The organism is Streptomyces sp. DSM 106670 (genome assembly GCF_055792845.1).
On sequence record NZ_JBSNCL010000002.1, the window covers coordinates 22,005 to 40,937 of the forward strand.

General features: G+C 70.2%; 18 protein-coding genes. All 18 read left to right on the forward strand.

The window, feature by feature from the left end:
• The first annotated feature begins 536 nt into the window (after positions 1–536).
• A complete protein-coding gene (locus tag ACSMXR_RS36155; protein WP_473172520.1) occupies positions 537–1,556 on the forward strand; it encodes a conjugal transfer protein in 1,020 nt (339 codons plus the stop codon).
• On the forward strand, positions 1,553–1,855 hold the full coding sequence (locus ACSMXR_RS36160) for a hypothetical protein (protein WP_473172521.1): 303 nt from the start codon (positions 1,553–1,555) through the stop codon (positions 1,853–1,855). The genes ACSMXR_RS36155 and ACSMXR_RS36160 overlap by 4 nt, the downstream gene beginning before the upstream one ends.
• Complete coding sequence (locus tag ACSMXR_RS36165; RefSeq protein ID WP_473172522.1) at positions 1,852–2,385, forward strand: hypothetical protein; 534 nt, start codon at positions 1,852–1,854, stop codon at positions 2,383–2,385. The genes ACSMXR_RS36160 and ACSMXR_RS36165 overlap by 4 nt, the downstream gene beginning before the upstream one ends.
• Positions 2,385–4,967, forward strand: a complete 2,583-nt coding sequence (locus ACSMXR_RS36170; protein ID WP_473172523.1) for an ATP-binding protein — start codon at positions 2,385–2,387, stop codon at positions 4,965–4,967. Before ACSMXR_RS36165 ends, ACSMXR_RS36170 begins: the two co-directional genes overlap by 1 nt.
• Positions 4,954–5,139 carry a hypothetical protein gene (locus tag ACSMXR_RS36175; protein ID WP_473172524.1) on the forward strand — a complete coding sequence of 62 codons (186 nt, stop codon included), beginning with the start codon at positions 4,954–4,956 and terminating at the stop codon, positions 5,137–5,139. The genes ACSMXR_RS36170 and ACSMXR_RS36175 overlap by 14 nt, the downstream gene beginning before the upstream one ends.
• Positions 5,139–5,486, forward strand: a complete 348-nt coding sequence (locus ACSMXR_RS36180) for a hypothetical protein (protein ID WP_473172525.1) — start codon at positions 5,139–5,141, stop codon at positions 5,484–5,486. Before ACSMXR_RS36175 ends, ACSMXR_RS36180 begins: the two co-directional genes overlap by 1 nt.
• A 38-nt stretch (positions 5,487–5,524) precedes the next feature.
• A complete protein-coding gene (locus ACSMXR_RS36185; protein WP_473172526.1) occupies positions 5,525–8,152 on the forward strand; it encodes a hypothetical protein in 2,628 nt (875 codons plus the stop codon).
• Positions 8,153–8,235: 83 nt separating this feature from the next.
• Positions 8,236–9,297: a C40 family peptidase gene (locus ACSMXR_RS36190; protein ID WP_473172527.1), complete on the forward strand. Its 1,062-nt coding sequence runs from the start codon at positions 8,236–8,238 to the stop codon at positions 9,295–9,297.
• Positions 9,294–9,929: a hypothetical protein gene (locus ACSMXR_RS36195; protein WP_473172528.1), complete on the forward strand. Its 636-nt coding sequence runs from the start codon at positions 9,294–9,296 to the stop codon at positions 9,927–9,929. Before ACSMXR_RS36190 ends, ACSMXR_RS36195 begins: the two co-directional genes overlap by 4 nt.
• Positions 9,926–12,556: an ATP/GTP-binding protein gene (locus tag ACSMXR_RS36200; protein ID WP_473172529.1), complete on the forward strand. Its 2,631-nt coding sequence runs from the start codon at positions 9,926–9,928 to the stop codon at positions 12,554–12,556. The genes ACSMXR_RS36195 and ACSMXR_RS36200 overlap by 4 nt, the downstream gene beginning before the upstream one ends.
• Positions 12,553–13,485, forward strand: coding sequence for a replication-relaxation family protein (locus tag ACSMXR_RS36205; protein WP_473172530.1), 933 nt, complete (start codon positions 12,553–12,555; stop codon positions 13,483–13,485). Before ACSMXR_RS36200 ends, ACSMXR_RS36205 begins: the two co-directional genes overlap by 4 nt.
• Before the next feature lie 46 nt (positions 13,486–13,531).
• Positions 13,532–14,653 (forward strand): helix-turn-helix domain-containing protein, encoded by a 1,122-nt coding sequence (locus ACSMXR_RS36210; protein ID WP_473172531.1) that lies wholly within the window; start codon positions 13,532–13,534, stop codon positions 14,651–14,653.
• A gap of 120 nt (positions 14,654–14,773) precedes the next feature.
• Positions 14,774–15,523 (forward strand): hypothetical protein, encoded by a 750-nt coding sequence (locus ACSMXR_RS36215; RefSeq protein ID WP_473172532.1) that lies wholly within the window; start codon positions 14,774–14,776, stop codon positions 15,521–15,523.
• 69 nt (positions 15,524–15,592) lie between these two features.
• Positions 15,593–15,901, forward strand: coding sequence for a hypothetical protein (locus ACSMXR_RS36220; protein WP_473172533.1), 309 nt, complete (start codon positions 15,593–15,595; stop codon positions 15,899–15,901).
• Positions 15,898–16,149 (forward strand): hypothetical protein, encoded by a 252-nt coding sequence (locus ACSMXR_RS36225; protein WP_473172534.1) that lies wholly within the window; start codon positions 15,898–15,900, stop codon positions 16,147–16,149. The genes ACSMXR_RS36220 and ACSMXR_RS36225 overlap by 4 nt, the downstream gene beginning before the upstream one ends.
• 511 nt (positions 16,150–16,660) lie before the next feature.
• Positions 16,661–16,915, forward strand: coding sequence for a hypothetical protein (locus ACSMXR_RS36230; RefSeq protein ID WP_473172535.1), 255 nt, complete (start codon positions 16,661–16,663; stop codon positions 16,913–16,915).
• Complete coding sequence (locus ACSMXR_RS36235; protein ID WP_473172536.1) at positions 16,912–17,820, forward strand: sigma-70 family RNA polymerase sigma factor; 909 nt, start codon at positions 16,912–16,914, stop codon at positions 17,818–17,820. The genes ACSMXR_RS36230 and ACSMXR_RS36235 overlap by 4 nt, the downstream gene beginning before the upstream one ends.
• Positions 17,817–18,686 (forward strand): hypothetical protein, encoded by an 870-nt coding sequence (locus tag ACSMXR_RS36240; RefSeq protein ID WP_473172537.1) that lies wholly within the window; start codon positions 17,817–17,819, stop codon positions 18,684–18,686. The genes ACSMXR_RS36235 and ACSMXR_RS36240 overlap by 4 nt, the downstream gene beginning before the upstream one ends.
• Positions 18,687–18,933: the final 247 nt, after the last annotated feature.

Here is an 18,933-nt window from a genome sequence, read left to right on the forward strand (position 1 = left end):
CAATGCGTGTTCCAGACCTGCGACGGCAAGCCTCATTCCAGATCGGCGGGTCGCCTGTTCCACCCGGACTACCTGATGCCGAGCTCGCAGCGGACCACTCACCACGTGGCCGAAGGCGCTCGTGCGGGCGTTTTCCCGCGGACTCACCACGGCGTGGTGAGTCCGCGGGAACCGGTCCCCGCCCAGTACCGGCGTACGGACCGCCGGGCCCTGCGCCGTTGGAAACTTCTCATGGAGCTGGCGCGCCGAGGCAGCCCCTGCTCGTCGGCGCACCTGGCCGACTTCCACCGCCCTGGTGCCGGTTCACGTCCCCGAGCAGGGGGACCAGTGGGCACTCCTGCACCCGCCGCTCGGTTCTGGCCGCGCCCATGACCAGGCGTGGTGAGCTATCGGCCCCGGGCGCAAGAGCGTGGTGAGGTCACCAGATTTTCCGTTGTGTACCCGTGACGGCAGCCGTGTTCCGGTGGTGAGCGAACCGGTGAGCGGTGCGGGGTTCCTTGAGGCATCTGAACGATCGCCTCATCGAGGAGCCCAGCATGTCCGTCCGACACCCCAGCAGGCCATCCCCTGCCGCTCCTTCCAGTCCGCTGCGCCCCCCGTCGAACCCCACGGTCCGCACGACGCAGCGCTCCGCCCGCCGGGTTGCCCTGGTCCGGGCCGGGGCCTGGACCGCCGTCGCCGCAGGTCCGGTGGCGCTCGCGGTCGCGGCTGCGGCTGCGGTCGCGGCGGCAGCTCCGGTCGCGGCACCGTCGACGGTCCGTACCGCGGCTCCCCCGGTCTCCCAGGTGGCGGATCCCGCAGGCGTGGCGGAGCTCTTCTGCGACCTGTGGCTGCGTGCCGACAGCAAGGCGGACGGCACCGCGACCGTGCGTGCCGTCCGCGCTCTGGCGCCGGATGTCGCGCTGCCCGAAGGGATCGGCAGCACAGGCGGCTTGCTCCGGACCGTTGCCGTCCGCAGCGCGAAGCTGAAGGGCGGAGCATGGTCGGTCGTTGTCGCGGCGCAGTTCGGGCCGGCGCCTGATCCCGAGGCACCGGCGAGCGCGGGTTCGGCGGTGCGGTACTTCGCCGTTCCGGTCACCTCGTCGTCGGCCGGCGGCGCGGGCGGATTCACGGTCACCGCCGCTCCGGCGGAGATCGCGGGCCCCGGTCCGGCGAAGGTCCCGGCGTCCGCCTTCGCAACGGTGTTGCCGGGCCAGGGTGTGCTCGCGGTGTCGCTGTCCGAGTTCTTCAACGCCTATCTGGCCAGCGTCGGTGAGGTGGGCCGCTACCTGGCCCCGGGAACGGACTTGTCGGCAGTTCGAGGGTCGGGATACCGGTCCGTGAAGGTCAGCGAAGTTCTCGCCGAGTCCGATGCGGCCGAGGGATCGGTTCCTTCCGACGGGGCCGTGGTGCGGGTCCGGGCCGCGGTCATCGCGGTCGACGCCCAGGACGGGCGTTGGCCGCTGGTGTACGAGCTGACGCTGCTGTCCCGTTCGGGGCGGTGGGAGGTCGCCGGTCTGCAGGCCGGCGCGGAGACCTCCGCTCCTCGCGTCGCGGACGGAGGTGCGGCGAAGTGAACGAGTACGTACACCTCGCGGGAAAGATGGAGGAACTCGGTGATTCCTTCCTCGCGACCTTGGGGGACTGGGCCGACAAGGGTCTGCAGGTCGCGCTGATCGCGATCGTCGTGGCCACCGTCGTTCGCAAGGCATCGCTCAAGGCGGGCATTGGAGCGCTCCTCGCACTGGCCTTGGCCCTGGGGATCTACAACGCCCGTGACACGCTCGCGGGCCTCTTCGAGGACGAGATCAAGAATCCGTCCAAGGCGGTCTCCATTGTCGAGGCTCCTCGGCCGAACGCGGGAGGCGTGCTGTGAGCGCGTCGACGACGGCCCGTCAGCGGCTGGCGCGGTCGTACACCGCTGCTCGCCGGCATCCGTGGGTTCTGGGGAAGCTCGGCGACTGGGTGATCTGGTTCGGCCCGTACACCCCGGCCCAGCTCGTGGTCCTCGGCGGCGGCGCGCTGCTGCTGATCTACACGTTCTCGTGGTGGTCGTGGCTGGGTCCCGTGCCGGTGGTGCTGTGGCTGGTGACCGTGTGGGCAGTGCGCGGCGCGAAGATCGCGGGCGTCTCTCCGTCGACCGCGCTGCTCGGGCTGTTGCAGCTCCTGAGCCAGCCGCCGTCGGGGCGGATCGGAGGACGGGCCGCGCGGGACCGGCGGGCGACCTTCTTGACGGGGTCGTTCGTGATCGAGCCTGCCATGCCGGTCACGGCGCCCGCGGGGAACGATGCGCCGTCGGCGCCGGTCGTCGCGCCTGCAGAGCCTGTTCGCCGCGTCGGCCCGGCCAGCGGCCTCGCGCAGTTGCTGAGCGGCGCCGAGGCGGCTCCGTCGGTTGGGAGGCTGTGATGCAGATTCCGTTCCGGCACATCGCCGGTCATCTCGTGTGGTCCACATCGGGGACGGTGTGGGCGGTGTGGCGGCTGGAGCCGACAGGCAGCCGCTACGCCTCCTTGGACGCCCGTAACGAGCTGCTGGGGCGGGTGACTTCCCTGGTTCGGTCGCTCGTGGGTTCGCCGCGTCTGTTCGGCTTCGCGGCGCGCGTCGATCCGGGTGAACTCGCCAACCGGATGGTTGAGGGAGTCGACTGGGAGCATCGGCCGCCGTGGGCGGAAACGGTGGCGGCAGGTCTGGACATGCTGGCCGGACAGGAGATGCACCGGCGCACGCTCTGGCTCGCGGTGCCGCTCTCCTCCCGGCGGGGACGGTTCGGAACCCTCTCCGAGAACGCCTCGGCGCTCGTGGAGGAGCTGACTCGGTCGTTGGGTCTTGTCCCGGCTCCCGTACCGCGGAAGAAGGTGGAGGAGTACCGGAAGCGGGCCGATCGCGTCCAGACGGCCTTGGGGAACGCGTTCGGGCTGCGAGCGGCGACGCCGGCCGAGATCGTCTGGATGCTCCAGCACGCGGTGCACCGCGGCCTTGAGGAGCCTCTGCTCGTCGAGGCGGAGCGCTCCGGCTTGTACGGCGGCGAGGTACGGAACGGGGTGCTCCGTTCGCCGTCCTACGCCGATCTCGGCCAGGTCCGTCTCGCCGAAGGCGGTCAGGAGTCCCGGGGCGAACGCCAGTCGAAGTGGCGGTCGGACAGCGGTGCGTGGTGGCGCGAGGGCGGGTCCTCGCCGCTGTTGCGCCGGTGGATGCAGGTGGAGTGCGAGGCCGGCACCGGGTATCAGGCGCACCTCGCCGTGGCCGAGATGCCGAAGAACCAGCCGATGGATTCCGCTGACCTGCTCGCTCAGCTGGAGGTCCTGGACTTCCCGGTCGACTTCACCGTCGACATGGACGTGATCACCGCGAAGGAGGCTCGGGAGCAGGTACAGCGGAAGAAGAAGGACTTGCTGGACCAGTCCGAGCAGTACGGTGCGCAGCCCACGGGGATGCCGCACTCGCTGCCGAGCGCGGTCGGCGACCTGGTCGACGAGGACGCGCAGTTGTCGCTGACGAGCGTCGAGGTCGAGGTTCAGCAGGTGACGGTGCTGACCGTGTGGGCGAAGGATCCGTTCACCTGCGACGCCCGGGCGAGGGCCCTGACGTCGATGCTGGCCGGAGGGAACTACCGTCTGGTGCGGCCGCCCGGCCTGCAGCAGTCCCTCTTCTCCCTGGGTCTTCCGGGAGCCGTCCGGCCGCCGCACGTGCGGGAGTTCACCCAGATCCAGCTGTCGGAGAGCTGGGCCGCGTCCGGGGCGTTCACGGCCATGACGGTCGGCGACCCGACGGGTGCGCTGGTCGGCATCGACCTGGACTGCGGAACGGTACGCCCCGTTCTGATCGACCTCGGTGATGCCCCGCGCCAGGACATGTCGGCGTCGCTGGCGCTGATCGGAGAGCCGGGCGGCGGCAAGACGACCTGTTTGAAGTCGCTGACGGCAGCCGAGGTCGACCGGGGTTCGCGGGCGATCGTGATCGACCGGACGCCGTTGCGGGAATGGGCGCGGTTCGGCCGGTCCGCGGTCGGTTCGCGCTGCCAGACGATCGACGCGGCGCGGGCCGAGGTGTCCATCGACCCGTTGCGCACGTTCGACGGCCCGGAGGCCACCCAGTACGCGTATGCCTACCTGACGCTGCAGTTGGGCGTGGGGCCGATGACAGCGTCGGGAGGCGTTCTGCACACGGCGGTCAAGCGCGTCGCGGCCGGTCCCGAGCCGTCGATGTCGAAGGTCCTGCCCGCGTTGCGGGAGCTGGCGGACGGCGCGGACACCTCGGTACGGCGTGACGCGGCCGCCACGATGGCGGACCTGCTGGAGATCATCAGCACCAACACGCTCGCGGCGATGGTGTTCAACCCGGATCTCCCGCCCGCCACGATCAACGACAACCTGGGCGCGGACATGGTGGTCATCACCACCGCCGGGCTGACGCTCCCGCCGCGCGAGGCCTTCTCGGACGTGGAAGTGCTGCGCCAGCAGCCGCCGGAGGCCCTGATCGGCCGGGCGGTGCTCTACCTGATCGCGGCGCTGGCCCGCCAGGCCGCGTTCGCCGATCCCGACCAGTTCTGCCTGGTCGTGATGGACGAGATCTACTGGCTGACCAGCTCGGCCGAGGGAAGCGCCCTCGTCCACGAGCTCCTCCATGACGGGCGCAAGCACGGCGCGGGGTCTGCACTCGGAGCCCACGACAAGGACGAGCTCGGTCCCAGCGCGGGGCTGATCTCCTACCGGGGAGTCACCCGCACCACGGACAAGGACCTGGCGAAGAAGGCGTTGGCCTACCTCGGTCTCGACCCCGAGTCCAAGGACCTGCAAAGCCTGGTGATGAAGGACCTGTCACCGGCCGGGCAGTCGGGACGCGCGGGCGAGATGCTCCTGCGCGATCCGCGGATGCAGGTCGGTCGCGTCCGGGTGTACGTCCCTCCGGTGGCCCGCATCCAGGAGGCCATCTTCACCACCCCCGGTGGCAGGAAGCTGACGAAGGGGTCGGCTGATGTCGACGCGTAGGGCCGACCGTGTCGCGGTGTGGGCCGTGTGCTGCCTGATCGTTCTGGCGCTGGGCTCGCCGCTCTGGGTTCCGCTCGTCGACGAGCTGCTCACGCGGGTCGCCGCGCTCGTCGAGCCGCCCGGGGTGTTCGGCGACTTCCCCTCCACTCCCGCCTCGAAGGACGGTGCCTGATGCTGCGTTCGCTGCTCACCCGGCGGGGCTGGTGTGCTCTCACCGGCATAGCGCTCGCGGTCTGCACGGCGGGCGTGTGGGTACTCCCGCACCCGGCGGCAGCGGCACCGCCCCGAGCCGGCGCCGCGTGGAAGACGGGGAACATCACACGTCTGGTCGTCGACCGGGACTGCGCTCCCGTCCAGGGCACGCCGAACACGGCGTCGGATCCGGCGGCGTCCGGCTCCGTGGAAGTGGAGTCGGCCTCTTCCGGTCGTGATCAGCAGGTCATCTGGTTGGTGCTGTTCTCCAGCATGGCGCTGGGATCGGCGGCCGGTCTGGCCTTGACGGGACGGCGAGGGCGGTGAAGAGGTTCGATCGCGGGACCGTACGTGCGGCGGGGTTCGTGACTCTGCTGACCATGGTGTTCCTCTTCGTGAACGCGACGGTGGCGCACGCGGCGACAGGTGACAGCGGCTCGGGCGATCTTCTCGCGCCGTTGAACATCGACTCTTCGGAGGGCGTACCGATCGACGGGTACGAGCTGAGGGCCAACGGCGGATCGCTCCTGTCGTTCAAGACGCAGTCGATCTCATTCCTGCTCAGCGGTCTGTTCATGCTCACGAGGCTGCTCGTCGGCCTGGCGGGATGGGCGATCGAGTTCGCCTTCCGGTTCCCGCTGCTGCGGATGCTGGCCGGCCCCGCCCAGACGGTTTCGGACGTCTACAGGGACACCGTGGTGGACACCCTCGGCCTCAAAGGGCTGCTGCTGAGCTGGGCGTTCGTGTTCGGCCTCGTCATGTTCATGCGCGGACGGTCCGCCAAGGGACTGGGCGAGATCATCCTCACGCTCGTGATCGCCGGATTCGCCGCCTCCGCGTTCGTACGCCCGGACTATCTCCTCTCCACGGAGGGGCCTCTCATGCAGACGCAGCAGGCCGCAGCCGAGGTGGCGCAGTTGACCGTCAATTCGTACGACTGGGGCGGGAAGGTCGCGAGCGCGCAGCCGTGTACGTCAACGACGGGCGGTGCGGAGCGCGAGTGCTTCCAGCGGGAGGCGCAGAAACCGTACACCGCGGCCGAGGTCGCCCGGCCCATCCAGGACGCGATGACCAACGCGTTGATCGTCAAGCCCTACATGCTGCTGCAGTACGGGCGGATCCTCGACCCGGGCAAGGCGTCCGACAAGGAGGCGTACGCGGTTCACCTCCAGTTGGTGAGCGGCGGTCTCAAGGACTACAAGCCGGCCGATGAGAAGGCGTGCTCGAAGCTCTGGGGCCCGATGAAGGACTTCTGCCTGGAGCACGAGGCGGTGAAGAAGCCGGAGTTGACGCCGGGAATGCAGGCGCTGGAGACCGACCGCCCGATTCTCACGGCGGAGGATCAGGAGTTCGCCGTCGCCCTGGCGCTGCTTGAGGAGTCGGGCTCGGTCGGCAAGGCCGCAGCAGAGTATGCCCGGACGCCCACGTGGTCGCGGGCCGGCGGTGCCGCTCTGCTCTTCATCGCCGCTCTGCTGATCTGCGCCATGCAGCTGTCGGCGGCCATCGTGCTCATCGGGACGCAGGCCGCCGACGTGGGAGCTGCTGCTGGCGGCGTGGTCGCGCTCGTTGTCGCGATGCTCCCCGGTCCGACCCGTCAGGTGGTCTGGAAGTGGCTGTCGTTGTTCGTGGTCTCGATGCTGGCGATGTTCGCGATCTGCATGTTCACCCCCTTGTTCGGGATCGCGATCGATACGGCGCTCACCGACGGACCCGACCTGATGGTGGAGCGTCTGCTCCTCCTGGACGTGCTGGCCGTCGTCGGACTGTGGTTCCACCGCTACCTGCTCAGTGCGATCTCCGCGTTCGGACGCACCATGGCCACGAGGATGCGGTACGCCAAGGTCGGCGGAACTCATCTGGCGGGCGACTCCGAGCTCGGTGCGGCTCTGGCCATGCACGGTGCCGGCGCCGGTGGCGGAGTGCGAGGTCTGCTCGGCGGAGTGTCCGGCGCCCACCAGATGCTGGGCGTCCGGCACCGGATGCTCGGCAGTCTGTCGGCGCTGGGTGACGGAGCCGGGATGCCGTTCTCCCCGGAGGGGATTGTCGGAGCTGCGGCCGCGGAGGGCAGGCGTGGCCTGGCCCCGCTCGCGCTGGCCGGCCAGGCGGGGGCCCTGGGGCTGCGCGGCGTGTACGGGGCGGTCATCGGGAAGAAGCCGCAGGAGCACGAGTCCCTCCGGCGGCTTCGGGCCGTCGTCAACGGCAAGGGCGGCACGAGGAGCGGCCCGCACGGGGGGAGCTCGTTGTCCAACGGGACCCTTGCCGTCGACACGAAGACGGGCGAGATCCTCCACGACCCGGCGACCGACCGGCCGCTGTTGGGCTCACGAATCCACGCGAAGGCGTCCCGGGTACGGGCGTACCGCGCCGCGAGCGCAGTGTCCCGCTTCGGGTATGGAGCGACCTTCGCGCTGCCCCGCAAGGCGACGGAATACACCAGGGAGGCGCAGACGCAGCTCAGGGTCGTTGCGAACCAAGCCCGCGAGGATGCCGCCGCGTGGGCGCCGGTCGGACGCGCCACGGTCCGCGCAGGACGCGCCGTGGGGAGCGCTACGACCCAAGCCTCGCAGCGGGCGGCGGCGGCATGGGCGGCCCACGATCCGCAGACCGCTGTTCGCAACACCCTCGCCAGCGCGGTCATCGTCGCGTCGCCGCCTCGGCCGACGGCCACGCCGTCCAGGGATCTGGGCGGCGGGAACCTGGCGGCGACACGGCAGGAGGATCCCTCCGTCGATGCACGGCGCCGGGTGTTCGACGCCCTGATGCAGACGCAGCGAGCGGTGCAGGAGGCCCAGCCGGTCTCGTGGGATTCGGGAGCGGTCCTGCCGAGGGAGCCGGAGACGCCGCGGCCGGCGCCCGAGGAGCAGTCGGTCTCGTGGGATCCGGAAGTGGTCCTGCCGAGGGAGCCGGAGACGCCGCGGCCGGCGCCCGAGGAGCAGTCGTTCCTGTCGGATCCGGACGATGACATGCCGGAGGGGTGGGATCCAAATTGGTAGCGTGGCGGAAGGCGGGGTGCCTCGTAGTAGTGCTGCTGGTCTGCGGCGCGGCGGCGTGCACGGCGTCGACTCTGAACTCGGTGATGACGACGGCGACCTCCCTGGCCGCCGCAGCGTCTGGTGACGCCGGAGGCGAAGACCTCGGCGGTGAGGCCGAGGGCATCCCCGACCGGATGCTCGCCGCGTACAAGAGCGCGGTCCGGTTGGTGTCGAAGGAAGTGCCGAAGTGCCGGGGCATGCGGTGGCCAGTGCTCGCCGGAATCGCCCGGATCGAGTCCAACCATGCCGTGGGCCGCACGATCTCCGCCGACGGCGCGATCACACCTCGCATCCTGGGCCCGGTCCTGAACGGATCCGGCGCGGGCGGAAACACCACTGCGTTCCCCGACACCGACAGCGGCCGGTGGGACGGCGACACCCGGTTCGAGCGGGCGGTCGGCCCGTTCCAGTTTCTCCCCCAGACGTTCAAGTCGATGGGGCGCGACGGCAACGGAGACGGAGAGGTGGATCCGCACAACGCCGACGACGCCGCCCTCGGCGCGGCGGTCTACCTGTGCGGCAACGGGCGGAATCTACGGGACGACAAGCAGCTGCGCAGCGCCCTGTTCGACTACAACCGGTCCGACGCCTACGTCGCCGAAGTAGCCGGCTGGATCGACCGGTACGAAGCCGCGGCGACGAGCGGCGGCGGAGTCGGATCCGCAACGGGCAACGTCCGTACGGTCCTGGACGCCGCGCTCGCTCAGCGCGGGGTGCCGTACTCGTGGGGCGGCGGAAACGCGAAGGGAAAGTCGCGGGGGAGCTGCTGCTCTCCGAACGGGCAGGACGGGCGCACGGTCGTCGGGTTCGACTGCTCGGGGCTGACGCTGTACGCGTTCGCGCGGGCCGGCGTACGTCTCCCGCGGCTGGCTGCTGATCAGGCCGGTGTCGGTACCCGTATCCCGGCGTCGGCGGGCTACAAGGCTCTGAAGCCGGGCGACCTGGTGTTCTTCGGCTACGTCCCGACCCGCAACAGCACGATCCATCATGTCGGGATCTACCTCGGAAAAGGGCAAATGATCAACGCCCCCCGGCCCGGAACGAAGATCCGCATCGACGCCCTCAGCTCCATGGGCGACTACGCGGGAGGGGCGAGGGTCCTGTGATCGCCTCCTCCCGCGGACCTGCCCCCCTGATCGCGCTGGCGGTCCTGCTCTCGGTCGGCGGAGCGGTCCTGGTCGGTGTCGGAGTCTCCGGCAACGGTGCCGACGCGGCAAGGACTGCGCCCTCGTCGGCGGCCAGCTCTTCGCCGCCGGGCCCGACGCCGACGCCGACGGCGGCGTCTGCGTGGCCATCCCCGCCGACATCGGCAGCCCCTTCCCGCACGGTGGGCCGGTCCTCGCAGCCGGCCGAGAGCGAGAATCTGCCGCCGACGCTGTCCGGCCCCGGCGCCGACGCAACCGTACAGCGCGCCCTCGATCAGGCCATCCCGCCCGATCTGCCCGTGGACGTCGCCCAGGAGATCGCGGATCTGGGCCGACGGGTATGGCTGGCGGAAGTCGCCGGACCAGGCCGGAGCCAGTGGCCCGGCTACTTCCCCGCCGACGCCCGCGCGGCGCTCTACACACGGGTCCGCGTCCAGGCCGTGATCGGCCGCCGGGACCGCGACGGGCCCGGAGCGGTGGCTCACCTGGTCTGGGCAGGAGCCGGCCCCACCGGAACGTACATGGACAGCCGCAGCGCGACCGTCCGCTTCATTCGCAAAGGAGAGTCAGGGACATGGACGCCTCAACGGTGACTGCATCCAGCCCCCCGCAGGTCCTGTGGGGGTGGCTGGTCGCGGCCGGCACCGCGGCCTGGGAGACAGCGGGCTGGATCTACGACCAGGCGTTGTGGCTGGCTCTGGTCGGCGCCCTGCTCTGGATCGGGTGGAACGTCCTTGAGCGGCGGCTCGCCGCCAAGGCGCTCGAACGGCGGACCTATGTCGAGTTGCGGCCGACGAAGCAGTTCGAGGCGACGGCGGAGGAGATCCTCCGCTTCGGCGGACAGCTGGCACGGGCGGCAAGTGCGGGACCGTGGTGGACGCCCCGGGCGGCCCGTTCGGTTCGGATCCGGCTGCGCGCCGATGGTTCGTCGGCGCTGGCCTACCGGGTGGAGGGACCGGCGTCGGCGGCTCACCTTCTGCGGCAGACGCCGTACGCCCAGGTACGTTCGGTGCCTGCCGGCCCGGTACACGACAAGGCCCGTAAGCACACGGTGCGGGCTGTTTTCGCTCTTCACGGCAAGCCGGGGGCCCGGCTGCGAGATGTTCCTCTGGAGCCGGATCCGCTGCAGCCTCTCATCGACGCCGTCGCGGACCTGCGGGCCGATATGGGTGACCTCGCCGAGGTGTGCGTCGACCTCTCGCCCGCGTCGAAGTGGGGGCTGCATGCCCGCCGGTGGCAGGTCCTCAACGCCGCCCGCCAGGACGCCAGGCGGGAGTCTCGGCGCGAGGCCCGGCTGATGTCGCAGGATGCCGCGACGATGGAGGATGCCCTGGCGTGGCAGGTGACGCGGCTTCTGGTGCCGCCGAATCAGCGCGGCCGCGAGAGCAACGGGGCGCGGATGATGATGTCGCCGCGGCCGCCGAGGGTCGAGCGGGACAAGGCTCTGGGCAAGCTGATCGAGGACACCGGCCTGGTTCGCGCGCAGATCCTCGTGCGGTGCAGCTCGGACATGGTGGGCCGTGCCGAGCGGCGGCTCCGGCACATCGAGGCAGGCCTCGACATCTATGCGTCCCGTACGCGCCTGTCGTCGGCTGGCTGGTCGCTGGGGCCGTGGAGGTTCGGGCCGGACCGGTGGCCGTGGCGCACGCAGTTCGACCTGCGGTGGGCCAGCGGGTTGATAAGGCCGTCGAGGGATTCATGGGCCCGGGTCGAGGAGTTCGCCGGACTGATGAAGCCGCCCACCCGGCACACCCGCCTTCCGGTGATGCTCGGCGATCTGCCGACCTACCAGCGGGGCAAGGGTCTGATCCCGCAGGGCTGGCACCGGGGTCCGGACGGGCGGGAGCGGATGGTCGCCACCCGCGAGGAGGACACATTGTTCGAGATTCAGTCCGGGAAAGCCGGGTGGGGGAAGACGATGCGGTCCCTGTGCCAGGCAGTCGACGCCGCGCACGGCAAACGGGGGCTGGCGTTCGTCGACCCCCACCGCGACTCCTTCGCCGAAGCCGCGCCGTATCTCGCCCACCCGAGCATCATGCGCCGGGCCATGCTCTACGACCTGACCGTCCGCGATCCGCAGGACCGGCTGGCGTGCTGGAACCCTCTGAGCATGTCCGATGCCCCCGCCCAGCACGAAGTGGTCGCGGCAGCCGTCGACGGGTTCGCGTCCGGCCTCGGGTGGGGCGACACGAACGCGCCGCGAGCGATCACGATCCTGACGAAGGCCGTGGAGGCACTGGTCGCGGTCAACGCCCAGGCCGTCGCCGCCCGCAAGGAGAAGTCTCAGGCAACACTGTTCCAGATCCGGACGCTGCTCAGCGACCCCGGCTTCCGCGCTGCGGTGGTCAGCCGCCTCGACGGCGAGGCGGCCCGCTGGTGGGAGACCTCGTTCACGGAGATCCCCAAGGACGCCCTGCCCACCGTCCTCAACCCGCTGGACCGGCTCGCCTCCTCCCCTGTGGTCCGGGCCTTCCTCGGCTCGCCGGTCGGCAGTTACAACATGCGCCAGGCCATGGACCGGTCGAAGGTCGTGTGGATCTGCCCGGCCGGCACTGGCCCCACCGACCGGCTGCTGGTGTCCCTGATCTTCCGCGACATGCTCCGTGCCGGGCTCTCACGCCGGGACATGCCCGCCGGCGACCGGGTGTTGTTCCGCCTGTATCTGGACGAGCTGATCTCCCTGGTGGGAGCGGCCTCCGCATCCATCGCCGAGATCACCGAGCAGCTGCGGAAGTTCGGCGTGCGCCTGCACGGCATGACCCAGCTCCTCAACCGCCTCAGCCCGGACGTCCGTACATCTCTCCTGCAGAACGCGTCCTGCCTGTCGACGACGGCCGGGTCGATCGACGCGATCCGGCACATCACCGACGAGTGGGGGGACCAGGTCGCCCCCGCGGAGGCCGCTGAGCTCGACCGGTATCACCACTGGGCGTCGTTCACCGTCGCCGGGAAGCGGGTCGGCCCGCTCATGATCCGTGGTGCGGCCCTGAAGGAGTTGTTCGGCGACCTCGCCAGGCCGGGCAAGGTCCGCGCGCTGGTGGCGGCCGCGCACACCAACACCGGTGCCAGGCCGCTGTCCGAGCTGACCGCCACCGCCGACCAGCACGAAGACACTGTCCGGGCCTTCCTCGCCTCCCACCCGCGCCCCCGCCCGGCCCCCACCGGCTCCGGGTCCGGCACTCCCCCCGACGACACCACCACCCAGGAGCAGTACGCATGAGCACCACCGTTCCCCAGGAGTCCGCCGCCGCGGAGGAGACGCAGCCGAACGCGGGCGAGACGACGAGTCACCGGGCCCTGGCTCTCCTCGCGCAGCACCGGTTGGTCACCTCGCCGCAGCTGCACCAGATGCTGTCACCGGGCAAGGCGCGCAGCCGAACGGCCACGGTCCTGAGCCAGCTCCGCGAGGACCGGCTGATCGCGTCCACCCATGTGCCGGGCTCCGGCCGGCTCCGGGCGTGGTTCCTCACCTCCCGGGGAGCGCGGGTGACCGCGGGTTGGCCGGAGCTGCGCGGGCACTCGGTGCTGACGCCGGACGGCGCCACGGACGCTTCTCTGCGCACCGGGCACACCCTGACCGTGGTCCGCACGCACCTGGCGTTCCTGCGGGACGCGCAGGAACGGGGTGACGAGTACGGGCCGCTGGACTGGGTGCCGGAGGTCTCGCACCGCCTTCCCGACACCGGTGGGGAGGACAAGCTGATCGCGGACGCCGTGATGCACTACACCGTCTCGTCCCCGCGCCGATTGCAGTACCGGGCGTTCGTCGAGGTCGACCGGACGACGATGTCCTCGGAGCGGCTGGCCCGGAAGCTGATCTCCTACGCCCGCTTCCACGACTACGTGCCGCAGCAGGTCGGGCGCCGGGGCACCGTCGCCGATCAGGGCGCGATGCTGGCCTGGCACCGGTTCTACCCGCGGTTTCCCCGGGTCCTGTTCGTCCTGACGAACGCCTCGGCGGTGAGTCTGCGTAACCGGATCGAGGACCTGCGGGCCATGGCGGCGGGGCACCAGCTCGTGTCCCGCCTCGCCGGGAAGATCCCGCTGGGCGCCGCAGTGCTGGAGGACCTCGAAGCGCGCGGTGCGTCGGCGCCGGTATGGACGCCGCTGTCGGGTCCGGACGAGCCTCGCTCGTGGACGGAGCTGTGAGGCCGGCCCGGCAGTACAGGGTCCGAGCGGCAGAGGCGGTGGCGCGATGAGCATGCTGCCGATGCTGTGGGCGATGAAGAGCGCTCCGGTCATCGACGCGGAGGAGCGCGGCACCCTGATCGCGCTGGCCGAGTCGGCGTGGATCGACGGGACGGACGCTTTTCCGTCGAAGAAGACGATCGCGGAGATCGCCGTCGTCGACCCGAAGACGGTCCAGCGCCGGCTCCGGTCATTGGCCGCCCGAGGGCTGATCGCCGAAGGCAATCAGGACGCCGCCGCGTATATCCCGGCGTGGTGCCGGCCCAAGGTCTACGACCTGATGATCCCGTACTCCTGGTATCCGGACATCGAGCAGGTCAACGCGGAGCGCAAGAGGCGCGGGAAGCCGCCTCTCACCTCCCAGGAGCGGCCGGATCTCGCTCCGGCACCGCCGAGGAAGCGCCGGGCCGACAAGGGCAAGCCGAGGAAGCTCTCTGCGGCCCCGCCGGAGGGGAGGGGACTTGCAGTCCCCCCTGTGGAAAACCGGGAAGGGGGGACTGCAAGTCGCCCCCGGGTGGACTGCAAGTCCCGTACCCGTGGACTGGAAGACCCCCAACCCTCCCCTGTTAACCCACCCCAGGACACACCCCGTCCTTCCGCAGCACCGGTCAGCGGAGCGCGGTCCGAGGACGGGACGGACGGGAAGCCCGCATCCGAGTTGAGCCCGGGGGTGGAGCTGCTGTTGGCGATCGGGTCCCGCGACCCACGGTTCCTGCTGACAGGCCGGACCCTGCGGGACCAGGGACTGATGGTGACCGGCATGCTCCTGGAGGGCTGGACTCCTCAGCAGCTGGAGCACGTCATCGCCGGCCGCCCCCTCCCCCAGCCGGTGACCGCGTCCGTCGGCGCAATCGTCGGCCGTCGGCTGCGGGACGCGAGCACCGCGCCTGCCCCCGCGACCGCGCGGTTCCCTCAGCAGCCGGAGCACGCGGGGGCCGGGTCCCGCGCGGCACCCGCGGAGGGGTGGGTCGACCAGCACGTCGTGGACAGGTTTCGGGAGAACACCGAGTGCGACGGACGGGGCGGTCTGTGCGGCCGCCCCCTGCGCCCTGGTTCCACGAGGTGCTGGGAATGCTCATCAGCCATCGGAGCGGCGGCGTTCACCCAGTGCCATGACGGCGGTCAGTGACGCGTTCGGGTGGTCTGCGGGGCTCTCCGCTCGGAGATCGGCTATCCAGCCACCGTTCGCAAATCAGCCCACAACCGCCAAGTCCGGAGGAATACTGGTGAGTCAATCGGAGGAGGCAGGATGAAGACCGTTGCCGAACTGGCCAAGGAACATCGGGAGAGGCACCTTCAAGGACCGGGGAATCAGCAGATTCCCGTGCCGACCCCATGGCCAGCCCTCACCGAGGTCGCCGACCTCGCCTACTGGCACAAGGTCGGCATCGTCGCGCAGCGCGGGACCCGCGAGGCGAAGGTCGGCCGCGACGTGGCCGTGCACGCCGCCCGGGCAGGCATTCCCACCGTGTTGTACACGGGGTATCCGCCTGACGGGCAGTGCGAGTGGCTGGCCGTGGACGAGATGCCAAGGCCGACCGCGGAACATGTCAACGTACGGGCGAAGCAGCCGATCAACGGAAAGCAGCCCCAGCTCGTCGTCATCGAGCGCTACGAACGGCTGGCTCCGGCCCCGGCGACCGCGGCCGTCGACGCCGACGACTGCTGGGACGACCCGGATATCGACCCCGCGACGGAGCCGTCCTGGGGCGACGAACTCGTCAACACCGTCCGGCGCATCCGCATCAAGATGCCGCTGCTCCTGACGACCGTCATGGACGTCGAGCCCGATCTGTCCCGCCGTATGTACACCTATCTGCACCGCGATCATCCTGCCGAGGTGATGACGGACATCTGCATCCCGACGCTCGTGGTCCATCGGACCGGACCGACGACGGTAAGGGCGTCGATGGACGTCTCAGCCGAGACGTACGTGGGACCCCAGGATCTCGAACTGCCGTGGGAGCCGTTGATCCTTCGTGGGCGCAACGGGGGCTGAAGTGGCCAGGGCCGGTACATCCCGGCCCTGCGCGCTACCCTGGCTGTCCGGCGTGACCCGGGAGGGCGTATGAGGCACGAGGAATGGACCGTGGACCGGCTGCATGTGACGCTGCCGCACTCGGCGTCCCGGCAGCAGTTGCTCCAGGACGTGAACCTGACCCCGATCGAGGACCTGCCCGGCGTGCTGGACGGGTGGGCTGCGGCTGCCGCGCAGCTGGAGTCGGCGCGGCCGCTCATCGAGGCGGCGCGCGCCCACATGAAGGCGCACGGTGGCCTGCCCGCGGAGCTGGAGACCCGGGACGTCACGGCCGAGGTCCTTGACGACGCGGAGCCTCGGCGGGTACCCCGGAGCGAGCGCGGTCAGGGAGCGGCGTGACGTACCGGCTTCACTTCCCGGCCGACGTCTTCGACGTCTACAAGCAGCTGCCCGAGCCTGCCCGGCGGGACCTCGCGCTCGCCCTGGTCGATGCCCAGCAGGACCCGATCGCCGGGTCGGAGCCGTACGGGCAGGACGACGGAGTCATCCGCACCGTTGCCCAGGGGCACGTCACCGCGGTACTTCTGCTCGGCCATGACACGTTGACGATGACCGTCCTCACCATCGCATACGCCGGCACCGCCTGACCTGCTGTCTGGCGGGCACGGTCGTACGGGGGTTGGTCAGGCCGGTGCACGCCGGCAGCAGATGTCGGCATCAGCAGGTAGGTTCGCCTCGTCCGCATTGCGGGCCGCTCTCGCCTGGCCTTCTGTCGCGGCCAGGCGAGAGCGAGTGCGCGCCCCCTGATCGTTCTCGGCACGGGGGCGCCCTCCTTCCGGACTGGAAGGTCCGACGCACAAGGGCGTCGTGTTCCATTGGCGGTCGCGCGGCGCAGGATTTCAAGGAAATCCAGGAACTTCTCCCTGAAGGTGCGTCAACAGGCAAGTATGTCCGACTGCTGTGCGAGTTTCCGGGTCGATGGGCTTCTCCGCCGCCGGTCCGCCCACGGAGTTGTTCCGCGATCCACGGCATTGTTCCGAGATTCCATGATCACGTGGTGTAACGGCCTTGTCGCCCTCCATGCTGGTTCGACCCCGAGCTGCGATTCGGCACCGCTGCTCGGGAGCTTCCGGACTACGTACAGAGGGAAAGGTCTCGATGTCCAAGCAACAGGTTCTGATCGTCGTCACGCTGCTGATCGTCTTGGTGTGGAGCGTGGTGATGGCCGCGCTCGGGTACATCGCCGCTATCGCGGCGCTCGTCCCTTCGCTCGTCCTGATCGTGCAGCAGGTCGTCCACGCCGGGCGACAGTCCGGCACCTCCGTCAGCTCGGAGACGGCATCCGCTCCGGTCGACCGCACGGCAGTGGTCGGGCAGGCTCCTCTCCTCGGAGACGAGGAGCGCGCCGGGTGAATCCGCCTTCCGAGATGCCCCAGCGCCCCGATGGGGGGTCCGGTAAGCCGGGCCGCAAGCTGGGGCCGATCGCCGACGGTGTCGGCAGCGCCCATCGGGCCTGGCTGGAACCTCTGCGCTCCAGCTTCCTGGCCAGCGGGTTGACGATCAACGAGCTGTACCTCAGGACGGGGTGGGCGAAGTCGAAGATCTCCGAACTCCTTCGGGGTGCGGGGCTGTATCCGCGGTGGGAGATCACGAACGCTCTGCTCCAGGAGCTGCAGATCCCGACGTGGCCGATGCGTCGGCTGTGGGCGTCGGCCGCGCTGGATGCGCACAAGAAGCAGGAGTGGATCGACCGGTCGGCCGGCGAGCCGATGCTGATCTCCACCAGTCCCGAGGTACCACCGCTCGACCACCGGGCGTTCATGGAGCTGCAGCACGGGCCGTACATGGCCTACGCGAGCGTCTTCCTCCGGGGCTACGGGCTGGCGGACCAGGCGCTGGCGGAGACCTTCGACATCCTGTGGCTGCGCTGGGACGAAGCGCTGTCCAGCTCGGACGTGGTGAGGTTCGCGTGGGCGATCCTCCGGTACAGCGTGATGTCGAGGACCCCTCACGTCGACGACTGCCCGAGCTTCGGCGTGTCCGCGTTCGACACCGTCGCCCTGGCACAAGCTCGGACTCACGAGGCGCGGTTCCGTCAGTACGAGGAGTCCTCGGCGGTGTTCAAGGCCATGAGCCGCCTGCCCGACCAACAGCTCGACGTCATGGTCCTGCGGAATCTGCTCGGTATGACCCCCTCTGCCGTTGCCGATGTTCTCGGCGTTCCGATTGCCTCCGTCCGGTCCGACGAGCGGCACGCCAGGCACGTGCTGGAATCCGTTCTCGTCGCCGAAAGCAACCCCGAAGGGAATGCCCCGTGACCACAATCGACGAACTTCTGCTCCGGACGCTCCTTGTCGCCAACCCTCGCTCGCCGAAGGACCCGTACGACGAGCTGTACGGGGGCGCCAGTGAGTCCGTCGGCTCCTCGCGGAGGCCGGACGGCCCGGATCCGCTCAGCGAGGCAGCGTCGCAGGACCTGTCGGCTCTCTGCGAGGCGCTGGTCTCCAGCGCTCCGGCGTCGGCGCTCAGCGGCTTCGTCACCGAGCAGCTTCCGGGGCCGGACGGCGCTCGGGTTCTGGGCTGCATCCTCCAGTTGGCCGATTCGGAGGACGGCGCCAGGTCCTGGTGGCAGTACGCTTCCGGTGCCGGTGACCGGGCTGCCTCGTACTGCCTGTACCTGCACCATCTCTCGCTCGGCGAGAGCGAGGCTGCGGCCTGGTGGTATCGGCAGACGGACACGGGCGCCGCGCCGCCGGCGCGCGCAGCGTCGGCGGACAGCGAGGGTGCGGCTGCCCGAGGTGGGACCTGGAAGGTCCCGGAGACGGTCCAGGCTCTCAACCTCGACACCAGCACGCCGACGGTGCTGCGGGTGTTCCGCCAGCTGATCCGGCGGGCTGAGCGGCGCCGGTCCGAGGTCGTGGACGCGCTCATGCAGTATCTGCCGACGGCGGTCGCGGTCGGGTACGTCCATGACGAGCCGGACGTCGACCTGCCCCTGCCGGGGCCTCACTTCGCTGAGCAGATCGGCATCCTCATCGCGGCTGCGTCGTCGCTCGATACGGGGAGAGAAGATCACGGGCCGCGCGAGGGGGCTCTGTTCCAGCGTCGTCGGCAGCCCGGTGGGTCCGGCGGGAGCGAGCGCTCGCAGGAGGAGGTGGGCGGTGTCGTGCGAGGAGGCCGCTGACCGGGCCTCGATCGAGGCGGCGAGCGGCCGGGCGCGGTTCAGCCGGTGCCGGTGGTTCCTTTGTACGAGGTCGGCACCGGCACCTGTCGGTTAGTGGACCGCGTGGTCCGTTTTCTGATCACCTGGCCCTTATCGGCCCTGCAGGTTCATCGAGAGGTCCCGTTGGATGAATCTGCGGATACCAGGCCATCACGGATGATAGGTACGGTCGTTGTTCCTGGTGCTGGTGTGATCTAGCAGAGAAGGG